The organism is Bacillus cereus group sp. BfR-BA-01382, assembly GCF_022663475.1.
Classification (GTDB): domain Bacteria; phylum Bacillota; class Bacilli; order Bacillales; family Bacillaceae_G; genus Bacillus_A; species Bacillus_A thuringiensis_S.
On record NZ_JAKUFQ010000016.1, the window covers coordinates 1 to 22,456 of the forward strand.

A 22,456-nucleotide genomic window follows, 5' to 3' on the forward strand; every position below is an offset into this window, starting at 1 on the left:
GCTGATGAACAAGCTCGTAAGCAACAAGAAGAGCAAAAAGCACAGCAAACTCAAACACAACCTACCTCAGGAAATACTAGTAGTGCATATTACAAAAATTGTGATGCAGTTAGAGCTGCGGGGAAAGCTCCTCTATATAAAGATCAACCAGGATATAGTCGTAAACTAGATAGAGACGGCGATGGAGTTGCATGCGAATAATAGTAATAAAAAAGAAGCTTAGTAAAAGCTTCTTTTTTTACTGTAATGCCTTACATTTAATATCCCTTTCTCTTATTTAGATGTGTTCTTAAATAAATTTCATACTATTATTCTCAAAAATGACACATAATAAGTGATTTCAATCACCACATTGATTTTCATTTATCGCTATTCTTAATTTAGTAATTACATTCAAACTTTATGGAGGCGTTCATATGAAACATACATTTACTGAAACTTCTATTGTCGGTGAGATCGTTACACAATTCCCGAAAGCTAGTGATCTTTTTAAATCATATAGAATAGATTTTTGTTGTGGTGGCAATAAACCGCTTATTGATGCAATTCATGAAAGAAATTTATCAGCTACTGAAGTGCTTACAGAGTTAAATACGCTTTATAATAATATGAAACGATTAAATGAATCTGAAATTGATTGGAAAAATGCTTCTTATCGCGAATTGATTGATTATGTTATAAATAAGCATCATCGCTATTTAAATGAAGAGTTGCCACAATTAAGTCCGTATGTGACAAAAGTATTACGTGTTCATGGGGCAAGTCAGTCTCATTTAGCTCAAATTCATAAGCTATTTCATGAACTAAAGATGGAACTAGAACAACATTTAATTAAAGAAGAAACAGAAGATTTTCCATTAATTTTAGAATTTGAACAAAATCCAACTGAAGAAAACTATGTGAAGTTACGTAAAGTAGTAGATGAGTTGGAAAAGGAACATAACCACGCAGGCAACATTATTAAAGAGCTTCGTAAAGTGACGAATGACTTTACTCCTCCAGAAGGAGCTTGCGGCACTTATCGACTTGTTTATCAACGCCTTGAAGCACTAGAGTCTGATTTATTTGAGCATATTCATTTAGAAAATAACATTTTATTTCCACGTGCAATTACGAGAGTGTAAATTAAGTGCAGGACATGAGTGTAAATACTTATGTCCTGTTTTTTCATTTGGTAAAGAATATACACATCCCTCTCGAATAAGTCCGAATTTTAACAATTTGTGAATCATTGTAAAAATGTGATAAATATCACATCTCCCTCTTTTTAAATTTTCTATAATAGAAATATAATCCTTTGTTCAACACTTCACATAAAAAGGGGAAACGAAAATGAAAAAACGTTTAGTTATGATCGGAAATGGTATGGCTGGCATACGTTGTATGGAAGAAATATTAAAACATGATAGTGATTCATATGAGATTACTATTTTTGGAGATGAACCACATCCAAACTACAATCGCATTATGCTCTCTCATGTTTTACAAGGCAAAACAAATATGCAAGATATCATTATGAATGAATATAGTTGGTATGAGGAAAATGAAATAACTTTGTATACAGATGAAAGGGTTCAAAGTATTAACCGAGAAGAAAAAATAATTATCACAGAAAAAAATCGTACTCTTACATATGACAAACTAATTATCGCAACAGGTTCTAGTGCTTTTATTTTGCCCGTTGAAGGTTCTACTCTTCCTGGCGTAACAGGATTTCGAACTATTGAAGATACACAATTTATGATTGATACCGCTAATGAAAAGAAAAAGGCTGTTGTCATTGGTGGTGGATTACTTGGCTTAGAAGCTGCAAGAGGTCTTATTGATTTAGGAATGGACGTATATGTCGTTCATTTAATGCCAAGCTTAATGGAGCAACAACTAGATGCCAAAGCAGCTTCTCTATTACGCGAAGATTTAGAAGCGCAAGGCATGCAATTTCTAATGGAAAAGAAAACTGTAAAAATTCTTGGTACAGACCATGTTGAGGGCATTCAATTTGAAGATGGTGAAGTTGTAGATTGTGATTTAATCGTAATGGCTGTCGGAATACGCCCAAATACGCAAATAGCAAAAGATGCTGGTTTAATTGTAAATCGCGGTATTGTAGTCAATGACTATATGCTAACAAATGATGAATCCATTTATGCAGTTGGAGAATGTGCAGAACATGACGGTATCGCATATGGACTTGTTGCTCCTCTTTATGAACAAGGTGCGATATTAGCAAAACATATAACGAATTTACAAACTGATGGATATACGGGCAGTATCGTCGGTACACAATTAAAAGTTGCATGTTGTGATTTATTCTCTGCTGGCCAAATTTATGAAGATGACCAAACGAAAGCAATATCCATCTTTGATGAATGTAAACGTTCCTATAAAAAAGTATTAATTCGTGACAATAAAGTCGTCGGTATCGTTTTATATGGTGACACAGCTGACGGTACACGCCTCTTTAGCATGTTAAAGAAAGAAGAGGATATACAAGAATATACAGCCGCTTCCCTTCTCCACAAAGCTGGTGAAGAAAGTGCACTTGACGTTGCTACAATGAGTGCGGATGACACGATTTGCGGATGTAATGGTGTTACGAAAGGTACAATCGTTCACGCCATTTTAGAACAAGAGTTAACGACTTTTGAAGAAGTTAAGGGCTGTACGAAAGCCGCAGGTTCTTGTGGTAAATGCCGTCCGCTTGTGGAACAAGTTTTATCTCATACACTTGGAGATGCTTTTGATGCCTCAGCGCAATCTGCCGGTATGTGTGGATGTACAACTTTATCCCGTGATGAAGTCGTAGCGGCCATTCACGAGAAAGGCTTAAAATCTCCAAAAGAAGTACGAAATGTTCTTGGTTTTATACATGAAGAAGGCTGTTCAAAATGTCGTCCTGCTTTAAACTACTATTTACGTATGGCGATTCCAGAAGAATATGAAGATGATAAATCGTCCCGTTTCGTTAATGAAAGAATGAATGGTAACATCCAGCACGATGGTACATTCTCTGTTATTCCACGCATGTACGGAGGCGTTACAACAGCTAATGATTTAATGAAAATTGCTGAAGTTGCGAAAAAGTACGATGTTCCTCTTGTGAAAATTACAGGTGCAAGCCGAATCGGCTTATATGGTGTTAAGAAGCAAGATTTACCTAACGTATGGGCTGACTTACATATGACTTCGGGATATGCATATTCAAAATCGCTTCGTAATGTAAAATCATGTGTTGGTTCTCGCTTCTGCCGTTTCGGTACGAAAGATTCATTAGGACTTGGTATGTTGCTTGAACAATCATTAGAAATGGTAGATACACCTCATAAAATGAAGATGGGTGTAACGGGCTGTCCGCGTAACTGTGCGGAAGTACTGACGAAAGATTTTGGCGTTGTTTGTGTCGAAAATGGATACCAACTTTATATTGGCGGAAATGGTGGTACGGAAGTACGCGAAGCTGATTTTGTAATGATTGTCCCTACTGAAGATGATGTCCTTCGCATCGCTACAGCTTATATGCAATATTATCGTGAAACTGGTATTTATGGAGAGCGTACTGCCTACTGGACAGAACGTTTAGGCTTCGATCACATAAAAGAAATACTGCAAGATGCAAATATGGTCACTAAGTTAAATGAACGTTTCCAAAAAGCTCGTGGCACATATAAAGAAGCATGGGGACAAGCACTAGAAACGAAATCATTAAAAGCGATGTATGAAGTAGAAACTGTGAAATAAGGAGCTGTGATCTATATGATACAAACGAAAGAAAAAATAAAAGTTATGCGTGCGGAAGACCTTCCTATTCAAATCGGTAAAGAGGTGCAAATGAATGGTATGTCTATCGCCCTATTCCGCCTTTCAAATGGAGATATTCGAGCTGTAGAAAATCGTTGTCCTCATAAAAACGGACCGTTAGCAGAAGGAATTGTATCTGGAGAATTCGTCTTTTGTCCACTGCATGATTGGAAAATTTCATTACTAACAGGTGAAGTGCAAAAACCTGATGACGGCTGTATCCAAACATACGAAGTAGAAGTTATTGATGGTGACATTTATATAAACATGTAATTTACGAAAGGAAGCCTCCTCTGGCTTCCTTTTACATAAAAATAGAAGAGGTGCGATTATGAACGGATATGTATATTTAGTTGGTGCAGGACCAGGTGATGAAGGGCTTATTACAAAGAAAGCGATAGATTGTTTAAAGCGTGCAGATATCGTTTTATATGACCGTTTATTAAACCCTTTCTTTCTTAGTTATACAAAAGAAACATGTGAACTTATGTATTGCGGCAAAATGCCAAAGAATCATATTATGCGACAAGAAATGATTAACGCCCACCTCCTTCAATTCGCACAAGAAGGAAAAATCGTTGTCCGATTAAAGGGCGGAGATCCATCTATTTTTGGCCGCGTTGGTGAAGAAGCAGAAACTTTAGCAGCAGCGAACGTTCCATATGAAATCGTACCAGGTATTACATCTAGCATCGCCGCTAGTAGCTATGCAGGTATCCCCCTCACCCACCGTAACTACAGTAATAGCATCACTTTATTAACTGGGCATGCAAAAGGCCCTTTAACCGATCATGGAAAATATAATTCATCCTATAATAGCGACACGATCGCCTACTACATGGGTATAAAAAACTTACCTACAATTTGTGAAAACTTACTACAAGCAGGAAAGAAAAAAGATACACCAGTAGCCGTCATTGAATGGGGTACAACTGGTAAACAACGTGTAGTCACAGGGACACTGTCCACCATTGTTTCTATCGTCAAAGACGAAAATATTTCTAACCCTTCTATGACAATTGTTGGTGATGTTGTTACTTTACGGAATCAAATTGCTTGGAAAGAACGTAAACCATTGCACGGCAAGAAAGTTTTACTTGCATCTGCAACAAATAAAAAAAGCGCAATAAAGCAAATGTTACAAGAGTCCGGTGCAGAAATATATCAAATTCCAATTTTCCAAAAGAAAGAATACACATTAACCTCTGAACAAATTAATAAGATTTTTAACGTTGATCGTCTTGTATTTTGTTCCGCTGAGAGTGTAGACATCTTAGTGCAATCATGTAGTAAATATCATAAAGATATTCGCTCCTTACAGGCAGAGCTTCAGTATATGAACCTTTCTATTCAAGAAAAGCTTATGCAATATGGATTGTTAAGTAAACCTGCGCAATTTTCTTCGAATTCAACGATTTATTTAGGACGAAACATTAACCGAATTGCTTTTATTCAAGAAAAAATTGGTGCTGGTTCCTATATGATGACTCATGAGTACACAATTGATCATCGCTTCGATGAAATTCATTCCCGTATGCTTTCTGAATTCTCATGGGACAGCATTGTATTTGAAGGTCGTGCTTCTATTGATACGTTTCTAGCAGAAATAAAACGCCTAGGCTTTATCAATATTCTTACCCTCCCATTCTCGTATACCGACGTTCCAACTTTACACTATGCGAATAAAGTCGGTTTTCATAATGTAGATGAGCAATTACAAGACATGATTATGAAGAAAGATTTGGTGGTACGATGAAAGGAATTGTATATGTTGGACACGGGAGCCGCTTACAAAAAGGTAACGAACAATTCATTCACTTTATTCAATCTGTTATAAAAGAACGTAACGAACGGATTCAAAAAATAGCTTTCCTAGAACTAACGACACCTACCATTTCGGATGCAGTTACAGAAGCAATACTAGAGGGTGCAACTGCAATAATGATTGTACCTGTTTTATTATTTGCAGCAGCTCACTATAAACGTGATATTCCTTTTGAGATAGAGAAAATACAAAAGCAATATCCACATATAACATTTTCAGTTGTACAACCTTTTAGTACACATCCACATATGGTTGAACTTGTAGTAAAAAGAATACGTGAAACTATGCCAATGCAAGGTAGTAGTGTTTTACTCGTAGGGAGAGGCAGTAGTGATCCACAGCCGTTACATGAATTACAACAAATCGGAGCAGTCGTCGAACGAAAACTCAGTATGCCAGTATCGTGCTCCTTTTTAACGAAAGGAACTCCCTCTTTTACTGCTGAGCTCAAGGCTATAACATCGACTTCATCCCATGTATATGTCATGCCGTACCTTCTCTTTACCGGATTATTACTTCAAAAAATTAAATTGCATGCAAAAAAATACGATCACGTTACAACTTGTAACTGTCTTCAGTTTGATAGATACATGAAGTTAACATTATTAGAACGAATGGAGGAATGCATATATGTATAACATGTACCCTCTTATGTTTAATTTAAATAAAAAAGTGGTCGTTATAGTTGGTGGTGGTAAAATCGCATATCGAAAAGCGTCCGGATTAAAGGATACAGGCGCTTTTGTCACCGTTATCAGCCCAGAAATTTGCGAGGAAATGAAGGAACTTCCTTATATTACTTGGAAGCAAAAAGCTTTTAGTAATAATGATATTAAAGATGCTCATCTTATTTATGCAGCTACAAATCAACATGCTGTAAATATGATGGTCAAACAGGCCGCCCATGATTTCCAGTGGGTTAACGTCGTAAGTGATGGTACAAAATCATCGTTTCACACACCTGGTGTCATCCGACATGATGAATATGTTGTCACTATTTCAACTTCAGGTAAAGATCCATCGTTTACGAAGCATTTGAAGCAGGAACTAACATCTATATTTCCTAAACTTATAAACAAGCTTTCTCGTACTCATAAAATGTAATCTATCACTTAGCTAAAATAGTAATTAACTTTGAACAAACGTTTTTTAGAGGCGTTTGTTCCTTTTGCTTTAGTTTCGCTTTTTAGGATCAGACAAACAATTGGACAAGAATCTGTGAAGAAAAATAGCGGCAACAATTACGGACAAAAAAAGCAGTTGCTTGAGAGCAACTGCTTCAATACAGGTTTTATATTGGATATTCATTCAACCAAATTAGCGCTTGTTCATAATCATCAAAAAATCTCACAGATTCTTTCGTATTAGATTGTTGTAAATAATCCATTATCTCCCCCTCTTCAAGGAGAAATGCAATTGCCTTACTGTTATTCAAAATGATTTCATTGAAGAACTTCTCTTTCCATACTTTTTGAACAGAAAAATGATTTGGCGTGTATCCTTTTCTATCCACCAACAATTTGTATTTCCGCCCTTCAGAAATGAATTGCTGACAAACCTGCTCAAAACCATTAAACCATTCATACACATCATCTGTTTTTATATTTCCAACTAGATGGGTAACAATTATATCTCCTGAAACTGTTGTGCTGATATTCTGTTTACTCAACTTGGAATCCCTCCTTAGTTACAATTTTGCGGAAAAACCGCATAAAATCAATAAAGAAAAAATTCTTACTTGACACTCCCACCCCATCGCTATCAAACTAAGCTCATGTAACGTCAATTATAAGCGAAATTGTGTCTTTTTTCGCAAGTCTATATGTAGATGCTTTAAAGATTTGCATCCGAAATAACCCCTAATGCGTTTCCTTTTTTTGAATTAAACTGCTTGATTATCAGACATGGTACAATTGTAAACGACACCCAATATATCTAAGACTGTTTTCTTCTCATATCGATGGGATTTCCGTCCATCATTTATCGCCTCAAATCTATTCGTTTTTGCACGTATATTCAAAACAAAATATATGACAAATAAATAACGACAGTTACTGTAACAATGCTGAAAAGTGTTGAAAATAAAACGATTTGCGCATGTAGTTCAGGCTCTATTTGATACTCCATAGCAATGGTTGATGTATTTCTTGAAGTAGGAAAAGAACTTGCAATAAATAATGATTGTGCAACAATACCATCAATGTTTAGTAGATAGATCATGGCAAGTGCTAATAATGGTCCTATCAGTAACCTTCCAATTAAAGCCCATGTTATGACTCGATGGAAAAAATTAAGCTTAATGTTAGATAATTGCGCTCCTAGCAATATGATTGCTATTGCAACAAAACTATTCGCAAGCTGATTAAGAGGTAGAAAGATAGAATTAGGTATTTGAATTTTAAAAGATTGAAAGAGAACCCCTAATACAAGCGCATGAAGTACAGGCAGTCTTAGAAATGATTGAATAATACTTCCGATTGTTTTTGTTGCTGATAGTAAGTTATATATCCCATATGAATAAGTTAAAAGATTCTGGAAAATCACAATAAAAATTTGAATGGAAACCCCCACTGGATTGTGACTGAAAATCAATTGACTTACTGGTAATCCATAATTACCGGAATTCATTAACGAAATACTATTTTTTAGAGCTGCACTTTCTCCTTTTTCTAACTTTAATGTTTTTGAAATGAAATGACTTACTATGATCAGACTCAAACTATAAAGCATTAAATAGTATATTATCTGGAGCAACAAACCTGTCTCTATACTAATATCATATATATTCATAAATACAGCCGCTGGCATCAAGCAATAAGTAATAAGTGTAGATAGCTGCTTTAAGTTAAATTGGAACTTCCTTTGTAAAATTGCACCAATTAGCAGCAATATTAATATTGGTAATATTACGTCTAATATAATAAAAATAATCATTTAAAACCTCATTCTACATATATTTTAGTTGGATTAAACGCTCTCTTTTCTTTAACATATCAAATATGACTCATAAATAAAATTATAGATTATTTATACAAATTCATAACTTTATCTTATTGAACTAAACTGTATTCTTTAGTTTAAGTGTACTTTTTTCACAATATCCGTTAGCCTTACCAAAAAATCTTGCCCTAAAAAAATCTGATACTACAGTTACTATGCGAAGAATACTTACATCAATTCCATACTTGTCGCTTGAGTCACCTAACACACCTGATACTTGTTTATCTTGAGTGGACTTATATTTTTTTCATCTAAACATCCCGATTCAATTAAATATTTGCATTCTAAAAATGAGTTCGATCTTTAGAATAGATTTAAGATTTCCTTAACTAATCTGCCCTTTAATTAAATAACTTTTGACATCTATATTTTAAAATAAAATTCCATCAACCTTCTGTTTTTCATTTTAAAAGCACATTCTTATAGAAAACAAGCGTTTGTTGAGATAGCAATAAAAACATGTTGAAGCCTATTACTAAAAGAACCATCCCAAAATACTTTGGGATGGTTCTTTTTCCTTATTAATGATTCTTTAACATCACTAACAATTTCTCTTGGCTATACATCCATACTGTAATGATTAAACAAGCAAGTGCGACTTCTGATAACGCCATAAATCCAATTGCATAATGACCTGTTAATTGGAATAGTAATGTTAAAATTAGTGGCGGGAAGAATCCTCCTAGTCCGCCTAAAGCTGAAACGAGCCCATTTACAATACCGGCTTGTTCTGAGAAGTACATTGGAACGAGTTTGAAGATTGTACCATTTCCAATCCCTGCACAAAATGCGACTAGTAGGCAACCAAATGTATACACGTTCATACTAGGCATAAATGATAAAATAATACCTGAAAGTGTTAAACCGATAAATACGAAGATTAATATTTTAAATGGATTAAACTTATCACCGAGCCAACCACCAATCGGGCGCATAATTGTTGCGAGTACAATGAATCCGGCTGTCCGCATACCTGCATCTACTTTTTCTAATCCGAAGTGAGATACTAAAAAGTTTGGTAAGTATACTGTAAATGCGACAAATGATCCGAATGTTAAAAAGTAAAAGATACATAAAAACCAAAGTTTTTCATTTTTATATACACCTTTTATTTGTTCCATTAATGGTGTATTCACCTTTTTCTCCTTACGATCACCTAATAAAAAGTTCATAAGTGCAAATGCTGCAAGTAAAACTAAATAACATTGTACTGTCGTTCTCCAACCAACTGAAGTTGCGATAACAGGTGCTAAAAACGAAGTGATTGCTGTTCCGGCGTTACCGACACCGTAAATACCATTTACAAAACCGTGGCTCTCTTTCGGAAAGTATTTTGGTAAAGAAGTTACCCCTACTGAGAATACAGCTCCACCAATTCCTACAAATAATCCACCAATAATTAAATCCATCATAGAATTGGCAACACTAATATAAAAGACAGGAAATAATAATAGAATAAAACTAATAAAGAATAATTTTCTTGCTCCGAAACGATTTGTCCAATAGCCAATTGGAATACGAAGAACAGAACCTAAAATAACCGGTACTGCTGTTACCATAGAAATTTGTCCCGCAGTTAATGGAATATCCGCTTTAATATAAGGCATTAATGATGATAAAATAACCCATACCATAAAACCGATAACTAGATTAGAAGTTTGTAAACTTAATTGAAAATTAGGACCTTTCATCCTGTTCCCTCCTATGTATGCATAGTTATATTCATTCCCTCCAGCCTAATCACGTCCTAACATGATTAGGCTGAAAAGAATCAACCACCACTTACTGGCGGAATCATTGCTATGACATCGCCAGTTTGAATGATATCATCCTCATTTGCATACTCTTCATTTATAGCGACCATTATCTCACTTGAAATTGCTACGTTGTATTTCGTAATAAGGACTTCCTTTAGTTCAGCAACCGTAATATTTTCACAACCTATGTGTAATGCTGACTTACTTACTTCTTCTTGTAAATGTGCAAATAATAGTACTTCAATCATATTCTCATCTCCTTTCCAGGCTCACCATTTGCATACGCTACCTTCTCTAACTGATCACCTATCCATGACTCACCATCTTTCCAAAACTCTTTCTTCCATATTGGAACAATTTGTTTTATACGCTCCATAATATATTCGTTCGCCTCATAGGCAGCTTTCCGGTGTGGTGTAGAAACAGCGACGACAACAGCAAGATCAGAAATTTGTAATGTACCAATGCGATGTGTAATGGCGACATTTGTCCCAGGCCACATCTCTCCTACTTCGGTGCCAATTCTCTTAAGCTGTTTCTCCGCCATTGACTTATATGCTACATACTCTAAATATAGCGTACGACGGCCTTTCGTAAATTCTCTAACAGTACCAATGAAAGTCGCAACTGCGCCACATTCACGACGAATTACTTTGTTTGTAACTTCTTCAATTGAAATAGGTGTATCAATTACTTCATAATACGTATGTGCCATCTTGCACCTCTTATCTTTGTATAAGTTAGCAATCTATTTTTCTATTATTTGTATGATCGAAGTGGTTCTTCCCACGGCCACTCACTTCCGGCGCTTGATTCTAATAACAGTACCGAGACAGTTATTCCTGCTTTAAATCCTCTCGTTCCTCCCGGCAGGACGATACATGCATTCGCCCCTGCAAGTGAAGAAATTGCACTAGATTTGTCTAAACCAACTGGTGTAGCTTGCAATGTTCCATCTACAATTTCCACTTTCCCTCGTACAAAACGAGTAAATGGGTTTGCTTTCAGAAAGTCTTTCTGTAATATTGCCTCTGTACGATATACGTGCGAATCTTTTCTATGCAAATATGTTCCAATGACTGGCCGAACATATAATTCACAACCGACATAACAAGCTGAAGGATTACCAGATAGACCAAATAATAGTTTTCCTTCTAGCTCAGCTACAGTTGTCACACTTCCTGGTCGCATCGCTATTTTGTTGAAAAGCACATTAGCTCGTAATTCCTCATAAATAGCAGGTAAATAGTCATAGTCTCCTACCGAAACGCCACCAGTTGTAATTAAAATATCAACTTCTTTTATCGCTTTTTTCACAGTGTTATAACACGTCTCAAAATCGTCAGCGAATTGTCCATAATACTGTACAACTCCGCCCGCTCGTTCAACTTGAGCAGCTATCATATAGGAGTTACTATTTCGAATCTTCCCTGGCTTTAATTGTTCATGTACTTCAAGCAGTTCGCTTCCTGTCGTTACAATTCCGATAACCGGCTGTTTTACAACGTAAACGGTACTATAACCAAACGTAGAAAGAAGCGCCACTACTTCAGGGTTAATAACAGTCCCTTTTTTCACAAGGATGGTATTTTGTTTTACATCTTCACCTTTAAAAGAAATGTTATCCCCAGCAATAAAGGAGCGTTTCAATTTCATATAAGTCTTTTCACTTTCTTCAAATCCTTCAGTTAGCTCTAACATAACAACTGCATTACATCCGGCTGGAATTGCGGCACCTGTCATAATACGGACAGTTTGAAATGGTTTCACTTCTTCTGGAAAAACAAAACCTGCTCCAATTTCGCCAATCACTTCAAACTGAATGGGGTTACTACTACTCGCTTCTTTTGTATCTTCTGCTCGAATCGCAAACCCGTCGTATGGAGAGCGATCAAAGTGAGGGACATCATGATCTGCAATAACATCTTCTCCAAGAATTCTTCCGTAACTTTCTATAAGAGAAACCTTTTCTATTTCACCTTGATGAGCGTATTTCATTACACGTGCCACTGCTTCTGCCACCGGAATTGGTATACGTTTTTCTAACATTCTTTTTCACCTCGTTTTAATAAGGGGCAACGCTCTTTCTGTTCATCCTATATATTTTGCGTATAATCGTTTTGCTATTTTCACATCATTTGTTCCATGAATAAATGCCCTACCGTCTGTAAATAAAACGAAACGATATTCATCAATTAGAAATGATAGTAAGTAAGGCGTTTTTTGGACATGTACACTTTTTTGTAATCGTTTTTGAATTTCGTTTAAATTAAGATCTCTCTTTATTCCTGAACGGATTTGAACTGTATTCCGTCCGCATAGCACTTCCGTTTTCATCTGCGCTTCAAATGCTAGACTTGGATACGTTCGTGATTTCCCACAAGATGGACATGTACTTTTTTTCTGTCTATTTACTTTTAATGAAAGATATTGATTGTTCCAAATATCAAATGATAACATCGTTCCTCTTAACGACTCATAATCATCCACCAATATTTTCATCGCCTCTGTTACTTGGTGAGCAACGACCATTTGTACAGCTGGCTGAATGATTTCGGCTGTATCGCATGTTGCACCGCCCATAGGATGATCCATTAGACAGCGAAAACATGGTGTTTTCCCAGGAAGAATTGTATACGTTACACCGTAACTTCCAATGCATCCACCATATATCCAAGGTATATTTTCTTTTTGTGAAATGTCATTTATAAGTAGGCGCGTATCGAAATTGTCAGTCGCATCTATGATGAGATCCACTTCTTTTGTTAACTCTTCTATTTCTTGCATTGTGACATCCGTTACAACTGGTACAATTTTTACTTCAGAATTAATCTTCCTTACATGTTCTGCCGCTGCAATTGCTTTCGGTTTGCATTGCTGCGCATCTTCTTCTATGTATAACTGTTGCCGCTGTAAATTACTCCATTCCACGTAGTCACGGTCAGCGATTGTCAATTTCCCAATTCCCATCCTAACGAGTGTTTCTGCATTCGCAGCTCCTAATGCACCTGCACCAATTAGGAGCACATGCTTTTCTCTTATTTTTCTTTGTCCTATTTCACCAATTCCAGAAAACAATATTTGCCTTGCATATCGCTCTTGCATAGGGAATCCTCCTCTCACTATCCGCCAATGTAGGACATTTCAACTTTTGGACGTTGATTTGTACTTTCCGCCGTTCTTTCATCTGAATATCGATCTGTTCTATATCGCCATGTATGTTGTAAAATTTTTAATAGTGATGCATCAGAAATATTTCCTCGAAGAAGCGTTCGCAAATCCGTTCCTTTCGTTCCAAATAGACACGTGAAAAACTTGCCGTCTGCCGAGATACGAGCTCTCGTACAAGAAGAACAAAATGACTCAGATACTGAAGTAATAAACCCAACTTCTGCATCGCTCCCTACATATCGATACAATTTCGCAACTTCTCCAAAGTAACGAGGCTGAGCGGGCTCAACTGGATATACGCGATTAATCTTCTCTATTAATTGTTCCTTCGTAATAACTTGTTCAAAGTTCCAGTCGTTTGTACTGCCCACATCCATAAACTCTATAAAACGGAGCTGAATGTCTTGTTCTTTAAAATAACGAGCCATACGAAGAATTTGACTATCATTCATTCCTTTTTTTACGACCATATTTACCTTTACTTCTAATCCAGCAGCCTTTGCTGCTTCAATTCCTTTCAGTACAGGTTTTGTATTTACATTTCGTCCATTAATTTTTTTGAAGACATAATCCTCTATCGCATCTAAACTAATATTTACACGTTTTAATCCCGCTTCTTTTAACGCCTTTGCTTGTTTTGCTAAATGAATACCGTTTGTTGTGAGTCCAATATCTTTTAAGCCTTCTAGCTTTGCAAGTCTTGCAATTAACATCGGTAAGTCTTTACGCAATAACGGTTCACCGCCAGTAAGCCTAATTTTATTGACTCCCAGACTTATAAATAATCTCGCTAATCTTTCTATTTCATCAAACGTTAATAAAAGCTCTTCCTGTAAAAAAGCGTAATCAGGTCCGAACACTTCAGCAGGCATACAGTATGTACACCTAAAATTACAACGATCAATAACTGAAATACGTAAATCTTGAAGTGGCCGTTCTAAAGAATCTTTCATGTTCTCGTGCATCTATATCCCTTCTTTTCTGCTGTAATCCTTAGTAAGCTTTCATTTTTTTATTTGCCTTCATTATAAAAAAGAAGCTACATATTCAATGTGACTTTTCTCACATTACTTTCCCCATTCAAAAATTCTTCACAAATCCGTTCGAATTTTGTTCACATCTTTAATCTCATCCACTTTGTCTATTGAATTTTTCAAACTAAAAATTGAAAATCACTTCCCCCTTACGGTCATTGAAATTTCAATGTATTTTTAAAATAGCTCTTGCATTTTCATCATACTTACACTCAAAATAGGAAATGTATTGCTTATAAGAAGAAAGGTGATCACTGTGGCAAACAGTATGACATTATCTCAAGATTTAAAAGAATTACTTGCATCTGTTGAATATAAAATGCAAATTAAAAAAGGTAGTTTTATTTTTCAAGAAGGTATGGAGGCAACAGAGCTCTATATCATCCACTCAGGAAAAGTACAAATTAGTAAATTAAGTGCTGACGGGCAAGAATTAACACTCCGTATTTGTTCGGCATACGACATTATTGGAGAATTAACATTATTCACGGACAATGCGAAGTATTTATTAAATTCAAAATGCCTTGAAGATGTTGAAGTAGGGGTTATAAAGCGTGAAACCTTAGAAAAAGCATTGCTCCAAAAACCCGCACTTGTATTTGAATTTATGAAATGGATTAGTGAACATTTAAGAAGAATGCAAACGAAGTTCCGAGATTTAGTATTACACGGCAAAAAAGGTGCCCTGTATTCTACTCTTATACGAATGACAAATAGTTACGGTGTATTAAAAGAAAATGGGATTCTCATCGATTTACCATTAACGAATCAAGAACTTGCTAATTTCTGTGCAACTTCACGTGAAAGTGTAAATCGAATGTTAAATGAATTAAAAAAGCAAGGTACAATTTCTATTCATAAAGGAAAGATTACAATCCACGATTTACAATTTTTAAAATGTGAAATTGCTTGTGAAGATTGCTCTGCCTCTGTTTGTAGCATTGATTAGCATTTTATTTAGATGCTAATCTTTTTTCAATTTAAGCTACTTATTAACGGTTATTCCCTATATAAACAAAAACGAGGCCTTCCATATTAGACCTCGTTTCGTTTTAACCATTAGCTCCTATCCGTTTACAGCAGTATTATTTTTTCAACTCATTAGGAATACGTCTTCTGTAAATTACATAACTACGGCTTACATATTTAATTGGGGCACTAAATACATGTACAAGTCTTGTAAATGGCCATACTGCGAATAAACCCATTCCTGCAAGAATATGAATTTTAAACCATACTGGTACTTCCATCATATATTCAACTTTCGGTTGGAGAATAAAGAGACTTCGGAACCAAGGGCCAATCGTTGTACGATAATCAAATCCTTTTGAATCTATATTTAAAAATGTTGAAGAAAGTCCTGCTAGCATTACGATAAGTAATAAAATAAGCGCAATATAATCTCCCTTTGTACTCGTTGCAATGATACGCTTTACTGTTACACGGCGGTACGTTAATATAATTAAACCGATAATAGAAGCAATACCTGCCGGAAGCCCAAAACTAATTGCTACTACATGATACATATGCTCAGAAATACCTATTGAACGATATACAGCTTCTGGAATTAAAATCCCCATAACATGGCCGCCAATTACGAACATGATCCCAAAGTGGAATAATAGACTTCCGACCCGGAGCATCTTCTTTTCTAATAGTTCACTAGATTTTGATGTCCATCCAAATTGATCATAGTTGTATCTAAAAATATGTCCACCGATAAAGATCGCAAAAATGATATAGGGAAACAATACCCAAAGAAATTGATCCATCATTTTGACAACGCTCCTTTCTAATTTGTCTGTACACCCCATGTTTCGATAGCGAGTAGCACAGACGCAAGAATTGGTTCATACATACTACCCGCTTCTTTTAATTGAACATGTAATGCTTGTATATTTTCCGTGTATTTACTCATAATTGGTTCACTGTCTTGCTCATTTGCATTTGCAAAAAACTCAAGTAAAAGTGGTAAATAGTCAGGTAGTTCTTTATCTGTTACGCTAAAACCTGATTTTTTATAATGTTGTTTTAACTCTAGTAATTCAATACCTCTTTCTCTTTGTTCACCAGTGTTCATATAAGTAAGATACATATTTGTTTTCTTCCCAAAATCGAATGTATATACGTAACTATCAATGAATTGATCATTCGTTTTATCTAGCGCTTGCTTTATAAAGCCTGTAAGTGACGCTTTAACGTCTTCTTGTTCTATTGTTTCAACCTCTTCTTGCAATTCAGTTAAAGCTTCTCTCCACCCTAGTTCAGGATAGGAGAGAAGAAAAGAAGAACAAGAAAAAGCTGTTTGTAAACTTTGTTTCATAATTTTCTGCCCCCTTTATTTAAGAAATTGTCATACAAGAGCCTGGACCACCTGTGAATGATAAACCACAGCTTCCTTGTTCGCTATATAAATCTGCCACTTGTTCACGGTGAGATGTCGGAATAACGAAGCGATCTTTATATTTCGCGATAGCAAGAAGACGATACATATCTTCTACATCCTGTTTCGTTAAACCAAGTTCTTTTAATACAGCTTCATTTGGCTCTTTATTAATTTGAAGTGCTCTCATATGCGTTCGCATAACAGCCATTTTCTTCAATGTAAGACGAATGTGTGATTCATCCCCCGCAGTGAGTAAATTCGCTAAATATTGAATTGGAATACGCATATTATCAATAGCAGGGAAAATCTCTTCTGCTTGCCAGTTACTACCTTTTCCCTCCACCATATTCATAATCGGGCTAAGCGGCGGGATATACCAAACCATTGGCATTGTACGATACTCTGGGTGAAGAGGTAGAGCAATTTTCCAATCGATAATCATTTTATAAATTGGCGATTGTTGCGCCGCTTTAATCCATTCTTCAGGAATTCCTTGTTTTTTCGCTTCAGCTGCCACTTCTGGATCATTTGGATCTAGAAAAACAGTAAGCTGAGATTCATATAAATCTTTTTCGTCTTCAACAGAAGCTGCTTCTTTTACTTTGTCAGCGTCATATAGCATTACCCCAATATACCGAATACGTCCTACACATGTTTCCGAACAAATCGTTGGCATACCCGCTTCAATACGTGGGAAACACATTGTACATTTTTCAGCTTTATTCGTTTGCCAGTTAAAATACACTTTTTTATATGGACAAGATGATACGCAGAATCTCCATGCGCGACATGCATTTTGATCGACAAGAACAATCCCATCTTCTTCACGTTTATACATCGCACCAGATGGACAAGATGATACGCACGAGGGATTCATACAATGTTCGCATATGCGTGGTAAATACATCATAAAGACGTTTTCAAAATCTGTTTTAATTTCTTCTTCCATTTTCTTTACGTTCGAATCTTGCAATCCTGTTATATGTCCGCCTGCTAAATCATCTTCCCAGTTTGGACCCCATTCAATTTTGTCGATAAATTCGCCTGTAATTGCTGATTTCGGACGAGCAACTGGTTGATGCTTACGTTGCGGACTATTTGTTAACGTTTCATAATCATAATTCCAAGGTTCAAAATAATCATCAATTGTTGATTGATCTGGATTGTGGAAAATGTTCATAAGACGTTTCATTTTCGAACCAGATTTCAGCTGAATTTCACCATTTTTCAATTCCCAACCGCCTTTATATTTCTCCTGATCTTCCCATTGTTTCGGATAACCAATTCCAGGCTTCGTTTCTACGTTATTGAAGTACATATATTCAGCACCTGGACGATTTGTCCAGATGTTTTTGCACGTTACGCTACAAGTATGGCAGCCGATGCATTTATCTAGATTCATTATCATTCCGACTTGTGCTTTAATCTTCAAGCCAATCTACCTCCTTCAGTTTGCGAATTACAACGTTTAAGTCACGCTGGTTCCCAGTCGGGCCGTAATAGTTAAATCCATAACTTAATTGACCATATCCACCAATCATATGTGTCGGTTTTACGTGAATTCGAGTTGGACTATTATGCGTTCCCCCGCGGTTACTTGTTAATTTCGTACCAGGTACGTTAATGTGACGATCTTGTGCATGGTGCATAAACGCCATTCCTCTCGGTATACGATGCGTTACAACAGCACGGGCTACAACAACACCGTTACGATTAAAGCACTCAATCCAATCATTATCTGCTACACCAGCTTCTTCAGCATCCTCTTTATTCATCCAAACAGTTGGACCACCTCTAAACAGCGTTAACATCGGTAATGAATCGAAATACATACTATGAATGGACCACTTATTATGCGGCGTTAAATAATTTAACGTAATCTCTTTTCCTTCTACTTCAGGTCGTGATTTACGGAACGGTTTATGTTGCAGAATCGGTTTAAACGTTGCCATCGTTTCACCAAATTCTTTCATCATGTCATGATCTAAGTAGAAAGATTGTCGTCCAGTGATTGTTCTCCAAGGGATGAGGCGTTCCACATTTGTTGTAAACGGTGAGTAACGACGTCCACCTTTTTCAGAACCTGTAAAGGCCGGAGAAGTAATTACTGTTTTTGGCTGCGCTGTAATTTGTTCAAATGTGAAGCATTCTTCTTCACGTTCTTCTGCTAAATCACGTAATTTTAAATCCGTTTGTTTTTCAAGTGCTTCCCATGCTTTTACAGCCATATGACCATTTGTTGTAGAAGAAAGTGTTAATACCGCTTCAGCAGCATTGATTGCTTCTTTTATGTCTGGGCAACCTTTTGCAATAGAATCCGTTCGAACAACTCCTAATCGACTCTTTAATTGCTCATACTCTTTTTCTGCGGACCAAGAAATCCCTTTCGTACCAATCGGTTGTTTTCCCGCATTTGGTCCTAACGAAGTCATTTTGTCATAAATTGTTTTATAATCTCTTTCAACAACATGAATTTGTGGCATTGTTTTACCTGGTATTGGCTCACACTCACCTTTGCTCCAATCTTTAATCTTGCCAAGTGGTTGCGCTAATTCTTGCGGTGTATCGTGAAGAAGTGGCGTTGCAACAACTTCTTTCATTGGTTCAAGATCAATTTTCTTCGCTAAATCTGACACAGCTTTAGAAAGTGAAGTGAAAATATCCCAGTCAGAGCGCGCTTCCCACGGTGAACCGATTGCTGGATTAAATGGATGCACAAATGGATGCATATCTGTACTACTTAAATCATGTTTTTCGTACCAAGTTGAAGCAGGTAAGACGATATCAGAATAAAGCGCTGTTCCAGCCATACGGAAATCTAAGTTAATGAGTAAATCTAACTTCCCTTCTGGTGCTTCTTCATGCCATTTAATTTCTTCTGGTCGTAATGAATCACTATCGTCATTCATTAACCCGTTTGTTGTACCTAATAAATGTTTTAAGAAATATTCGTGTCCTTTACCAGAACTTGAAATTAAGTTCGCACGCCATACGAATAAGTTGCGCGGGAAGTTGTTTTTGTTATCTGGATCTTCAATCGCAAATTTTAGTTCTTTTTCTTTTAATCTTTGTGCAACATATTTTCCGATTTCTTCTTGCGTTGTTGCACCAGCAGCAACAGCTTCTTTATATAATTCAATCCCATTTTTCTCGAATGTCGGATACGAAGGTAGCCAGCCAAGTCGTGCCGCTAATACGTTGTAATCACCGTGATGTTGATAACGAGAGTTGCCTTCTACTGGTGATGCTAGATGTCCAACCGGTGTATCTTCATAGCGCCATTGATCTGTTACGAAATAGAAGAAAGATGTACCATTTTGTAATTTCGGTGGCCCTTGCCAATCTTTTGCCATCGCGATTGTTTGCCATCCTTCTGCTGGTCGTAATTTTTCTTGCCCAACATAATGCGCCCATCCCCCGCCGTTTACTCCTTGTGCTCCAACTAGAAGAACAAGATTTAAAACTGCGCGATAAATCGTATCAGAATTAAACCAATGGTTAATACCAGCTCCAACAATAATCATCGAGCGACCATTTGTATCAACGGCATTTTGTGCGAACTCACGAGCGATTTGAATAATTAGTTCTCGTTTCACTCCTGTCATTTTCTCTTGCCATGCAGGTGTAAACGGTACATCATCATTGAAGTCTTTCGGCTCTTGTCCGCCAAGCCCTCGGTTCACGCCGTAATTTGCTAACGTTAAGTCGTATACAGTTGTAACGAACACTTCGCCTTCTTCTGTCATAACCTTTTTCACTGGAATTGTACGTTCTAATACTTTGTTTCCATCATCAGAGAAGTACGGAATTTGTACAGTTCCAATCGATTCTTCCATTCCAAGTAAAGAAAGACGTGGGTCAATCTTTTCACCTGTTTCTTCATCTTCTAAACGCAAGTTCCATTTCTTTTCGTTATCCCAACGTGAGCCCATTGTGCCTTGAGGTGTTGCAAAATCATTCGTATTCTCGTTCCAAAGAACAGGCTTCCATTCTCCTAACTTCGTTTCGCGTCCAATATCAGAAGCGTTTAAGAAACGATCAGCAACGAATTGATCTCCTTTTTGTTTCAATGTGACAAAGAAAGGAAAATCAGTATATTGCTTCGCATACTTTGTGAAATATTCCACTTGATTATCTACGTAAAACTCTTGTAAGATCACATGCCCCATTGCCATCGCAAGTGCACCATCTGTACCTTGTTTTACACTAATCCAATCATCGGCAAACTTTGTAGATTCAGCGAAGTCAGGACTGACAGAAACGACTTTCGTTCCTTTATATCGAACCTCTGCTAAAAAGTGAGCATCTGGTGTTCTCGTCATCGGTACATTTGAACCCCATGTCATAATGTAACCAGAGTTATACCAGTCACTACTTTCTGGTACATCTGTTTGATCGCCCCAAATTTGAGGAGAAGCTGGTGGTAAATCTGCGTACCAATCATAGAAACTAAGCATTGGCCCGCCCATAAGTTGCATAAAACGACTACCAGCAGCATGACTTAACATCGACATAGCTGGAATTGGTGAAAAACCAACATTTCGGTCTGGACCGTATTTCATTACTGTGTAGAGTAATGAAGTAGAAACAAGTTGTAACACTTCATCCCAATTCGCACGAATGAATCCCCCTTTACCACGTGCCTGCTTATACTTGCGTGCTTTTTCAGGGTTTTCCACAATGCTTTTCCAAGCATCTAGTGGTGACTTGTTATTTTGTAATTCCTCTTGCCACATACTCCAAAGAACACCACGTACATACGGATATTTCACACGAAGTGGACTATAAATATACCAAGAAAAACTCGCTCCACGCGGACATCCTCGTGGTTCAAAATCAGGCATATCTGGACCTGTAGTTGGATAGTTAAGCTCCTGTCCTTCCCAAGTTACGATTCCATCTTTCACATATATATTCCAGCTACATGAACCAGTACAGTTCACACCATGTGTAGAACGAATTACTTTATCATGCTGCCAACGCTTTCTGTACACATTCTCCCATTCACGATCTTCATATGTTTCTTGAGTATGATTATCGTTATAACGATCTATTGGTGAAAAATATTTTAAACGTCTCATTAGTGCTGAAGGTTTCTTCTTCATACTGTTCACTCCTTTAATACGTCTCTCTTACATACCCTTACTATAAGAGAGGTTGTAAAATACAGATGTGACATTTCGCACAGTTCAAGAGATTGTCAAAAATTCAGTAGAAAATAAGTTTGTGAGAAAATCTTTTATTCCGTTTTGAAGGGTTATGATTAATCGTGATTATTAGGAGAATGGTATTTTGAGGTATCGACTATTTTGCAAAAGAAAAACGCAGGAGAAATTCCTACGTTTTTCTTTATAAATATATAAAAAAGAGTTTTGATATTATTTCAAAACTGCCATAAGAAAGAGTTTAGAAATTGTATATAAGGAATTTTTTCTTTAACAATACTATTTTATATCCAGACATATTTTACATAAAACTACAAATC

The 22,456-nt window shown here is 36.5% G+C and carries 20 protein-coding genes and 1 pseudogene; 8 read left to right on the forward strand and 13 right to left on the reverse strand.

What is annotated here, in order from left to right; translation table 11 throughout:
• The 7 genes from MR160_RS09485 to MR160_RS09515 form a co-directional block, all read left to right on the forward strand.
• Positions 1 to 201 (forward strand): excalibur calcium-binding domain-containing protein (locus tag MR160_RS09485; RefSeq protein WP_136997633.1); only part of this gene is annotated, 201 nt, incomplete at its 5' end.
• 215 nt (positions 202 to 416) lie between these two features.
• Positions 417 to 1,124 (forward strand): iron-sulfur cluster repair di-iron protein, encoded by a 708-nt coding sequence (ric, locus tag MR160_RS09490; protein ID WP_242297253.1) that lies wholly within the window; start codon positions 417 to 419, stop codon positions 1,122 to 1,124.
• Between the two features lie 208 nt (positions 1,125 to 1,332).
• Positions 1,333 to 3,738 (forward strand): NADPH-nitrite reductase large subunit, encoded by a 2,406-nt coding sequence (gene nirB, locus MR160_RS09495; protein WP_242297255.1) that lies wholly within the window; start codon positions 1,333 to 1,335, stop codon positions 3,736 to 3,738.
• 15 nt (positions 3,739 to 3,753) lie between these two features.
• Positions 3,754 to 4,071 (forward strand): nitrite reductase small subunit NirD, encoded by a 318-nt coding sequence (nirD, locus tag MR160_RS09500; protein WP_000616697.1) that lies wholly within the window; start codon positions 3,754 to 3,756, stop codon positions 4,069 to 4,071.
• Positions 4,072 to 4,129: 58 nt separating this feature from the next.
• Entirely contained in the window at positions 4,130 to 5,554 is a 1,425-nt protein-coding gene (locus MR160_RS09505) for a uroporphyrin-III C-methyltransferase (protein ID WP_242297257.1), read from the forward strand.
• Entirely contained in the window at positions 5,551 to 6,261 is a 711-nt protein-coding gene (locus MR160_RS09510; RefSeq protein WP_000676489.1) for a sirohydrochlorin chelatase, read from the forward strand. Before MR160_RS09505 ends, MR160_RS09510 begins: the two co-directional genes overlap by 4 nt.
• The gene (locus tag MR160_RS09515) at positions 6,254 to 6,727 is read left to right on the forward strand and encodes a precorrin-2 dehydrogenase (RefSeq protein WP_000282583.1); all 474 of its coding nucleotides are present in this window, start codon (positions 6,254 to 6,256) and stop codon (positions 6,725 to 6,727) included. Before MR160_RS09510 ends, MR160_RS09515 begins: the two co-directional genes overlap by 8 nt.
• A 187-nt stretch (positions 6,728 to 6,914) precedes the next feature.
• Here MR160_RS09515 and MR160_RS09520 read toward each other — a convergent pair whose 3' ends face one another.
• The 9 genes and pseudogenes from MR160_RS09520 to moaA all read right to left on the reverse strand — a co-directional run bounded on the left by MR160_RS09520 (position 6,915) and on the right by moaA (position 14,516).
• The gene (locus MR160_RS09520) at positions 6,915 to 7,292 is read right to left on the reverse strand and encodes a hypothetical protein (protein WP_000043368.1); all 378 of its coding nucleotides are present in this window, start codon (positions 7,290 to 7,292) and stop codon (positions 6,915 to 6,917) included.
• Positions 7,293 to 7,639: 347 nt separating this feature from the next.
• A complete protein-coding gene (locus MR160_RS09525; protein WP_000583193.1) occupies positions 7,640 to 8,557 on the reverse strand; it encodes an AEC family transporter in 918 nt (305 codons plus the stop codon).
• Between the two features lie 184 nt (positions 8,558 to 8,741).
• Positions 8,742 to 8,870, reverse strand: a pseudogene (locus MR160_RS35300) (PspC domain-containing protein); the annotation flags it as partial.
• A gap of 274 nt (positions 8,871 to 9,144) precedes the next feature.
• Complete coding sequence (gene narK, locus MR160_RS09530; protein WP_000678170.1) at positions 9,145 to 10,314, reverse strand: nitrate transporter NarK; 1,170 nt, start codon at positions 10,312 to 10,314, stop codon at positions 9,145 to 9,147.
• Between the two features lie 80 nt (positions 10,315 to 10,394).
• Positions 10,395 to 10,628, reverse strand: a complete 234-nt coding sequence (moaD, locus tag MR160_RS09535) for a molybdopterin converting factor subunit 1 (protein WP_000573687.1) — start codon at positions 10,626 to 10,628, stop codon at positions 10,395 to 10,397.
• The gene (locus MR160_RS09540) at positions 10,625 to 11,095 is read right to left on the reverse strand and encodes a molybdenum cofactor biosynthesis protein MoaE (protein WP_000951544.1); all 471 of its coding nucleotides are present in this window, start codon (positions 11,093 to 11,095) and stop codon (positions 10,625 to 10,627) included. Before MR160_RS09540 ends, moaD begins: the two co-directional genes overlap by 4 nt.
• Before the next feature lie 44 nt (positions 11,096 to 11,139).
• Complete coding sequence (locus MR160_RS09545) at positions 11,140 to 12,429, reverse strand: molybdopterin molybdotransferase MoeA (protein ID WP_098832542.1); 1,290 nt, start codon at positions 12,427 to 12,429, stop codon at positions 11,140 to 11,142.
• Between the two features lie 42 nt (positions 12,430 to 12,471).
• Positions 12,472 to 13,485: a molybdopterin-synthase adenylyltransferase MoeB gene (locus tag MR160_RS09550; RefSeq protein ID WP_242297259.1), complete on the reverse strand. Its 1,014-nt coding sequence runs from the start codon at positions 13,483 to 13,485 to the stop codon at positions 12,472 to 12,474.
• Positions 13,486 to 13,502: 17 nt separating this feature from the next.
• On the reverse strand, positions 13,503 to 14,516 hold the full coding sequence (moaA, locus tag MR160_RS09555) for a GTP 3',8-cyclase MoaA (RefSeq protein WP_000545009.1): 1,014 nt from the start codon (positions 14,514 to 14,516) through the stop codon (positions 13,503 to 13,505).
• Between the two features lie 325 nt (positions 14,517 to 14,841).
• On the opposite strand from moaA, the gene MR160_RS09560 reads away from it, so the two are divergent.
• Complete coding sequence (locus MR160_RS09560; RefSeq protein ID WP_000013863.1) at positions 14,842 to 15,534, forward strand: Crp/Fnr family transcriptional regulator; 693 nt, start codon at positions 14,842 to 14,844, stop codon at positions 15,532 to 15,534.
• 136 nt (positions 15,535 to 15,670) lie between these two features.
• Here MR160_RS09560 and narI read toward each other — a convergent pair whose 3' ends face one another.
• The 4 genes from narI to MR160_RS09580 are packed head-to-tail and all read right to left on the reverse strand — an operon-like array spanning position 15,671 to position 22,076.
• A complete protein-coding gene (narI, locus tag MR160_RS09565; protein WP_000969224.1) occupies positions 15,671 to 16,360 on the reverse strand; it encodes a respiratory nitrate reductase subunit gamma in 690 nt (229 codons plus the stop codon).
• Between the two features lie 17 nt (positions 16,361 to 16,377).
• Positions 16,378 to 16,908, reverse strand: coding sequence for a nitrate reductase molybdenum cofactor assembly chaperone (gene narJ / locus MR160_RS09570; RefSeq protein ID WP_000814226.1), 531 nt, complete (start codon positions 16,906 to 16,908; stop codon positions 16,378 to 16,380).
• Between the two features lie 19 nt (positions 16,909 to 16,927).
• Positions 16,928 to 18,403, reverse strand: coding sequence for a nitrate reductase subunit beta (narH, locus tag MR160_RS09575; protein WP_242297261.1), 1,476 nt, complete (start codon positions 18,401 to 18,403; stop codon positions 16,928 to 16,930).
• A complete protein-coding gene (locus MR160_RS09580; RefSeq protein ID WP_242297263.1) occupies positions 18,393 to 22,076 on the reverse strand; it encodes a nitrate reductase subunit alpha in 3,684 nt (1,227 codons plus the stop codon). Before MR160_RS09580 ends, narH begins: the two co-directional genes overlap by 11 nt.
• Positions 22,077 to 22,456: the final 380 nt, after the last annotated feature.

Excerpts from the sequence above, each read along its gene's own strand:
- ric (WP_242297253.1), top strand. The coding sequence starts at position 417 with ATGAAACATACATTTACTGAAACTTCTATTGTCGGTGAGATCGTTACA.
- nirB (WP_242297255.1), top strand. The coding sequence starts at position 1,333 with ATGAAAAAACGTTTAGTTATGATCGGAAATGGTATGGCTGGCATACGT.
- nirD (WP_000616697.1), top strand. The coding sequence starts at position 3,754 with ATGATACAAACGAAAGAAAAAATAAAAGTTATGCGTGCGGAAGACCTT.
- MR160_RS09505 (WP_242297257.1), top strand. The coding sequence starts at position 4,130 with ATGAACGGATATGTATATTTAGTTGGTGCAGGACCAGGTGATGAAGGG.
- MR160_RS09510 (WP_000676489.1), top strand. The coding sequence starts at position 5,551 with ATGAAAGGAATTGTATATGTTGGACACGGGAGCCGCTTACAAAAAGGT.
- MR160_RS09515 (WP_000282583.1), top strand. The coding sequence starts at position 6,254 with ATGTATAACATGTACCCTCTTATGTTTAATTTAAATAAAAAAGTGGTC.
- MR160_RS09525 (WP_000583193.1), bottom strand. The coding sequence starts at position 8,557 with ATGATTATTTTTATTATATTAGACGTAATATTACCAATATTAATATTG.
- narK (WP_000678170.1), bottom strand. The coding sequence starts at position 10,314 with ATGAAAGGTCCTAATTTTCAATTAAGTTTACAAACTTCTAATCTAGTT.
- moaD (WP_000573687.1), bottom strand. The coding sequence starts at position 10,628 with ATGATTGAAGTACTATTATTTGCACATTTACAAGAAGAAGTAAGTAAG.
- MR160_RS09540 (WP_000951544.1), bottom strand. The coding sequence starts at position 11,095 with ATGGCACATACGTATTATGAAGTAATTGATACACCTATTTCAATTGAA.
- MR160_RS09545 (WP_098832542.1), bottom strand. The coding sequence starts at position 12,429 with ATGTTAGAAAAACGTATACCAATTCCGGTGGCAGAAGCAGTGGCACGT.
- MR160_RS09550 (WP_242297259.1), bottom strand. The coding sequence starts at position 13,485 with ATGCAAGAGCGATATGCAAGGCAAATATTGTTTTCTGGAATTGGTGAA.
- moaA (WP_000545009.1), bottom strand. The coding sequence starts at position 14,516 with ATGCACGAGAACATGAAAGATTCTTTAGAACGGCCACTTCAAGATTTA.
- narI (WP_000969224.1), bottom strand. The coding sequence starts at position 16,360 with ATGATGGATCAATTTCTTTGGGTATTGTTTCCCTATATCATTTTTGCG.
- narJ (WP_000814226.1), bottom strand. The coding sequence starts at position 16,908 with ATGAAACAAAGTTTACAAACAGCTTTTTCTTGTTCTTCTTTTCTTCTC.
- MR160_RS09580 (WP_242297263.1), bottom strand. The coding sequence starts at position 22,076 with ATGAAGAAGAAACCTTCAGCACTAATGAGACGTTTAAAATATTTTTCA.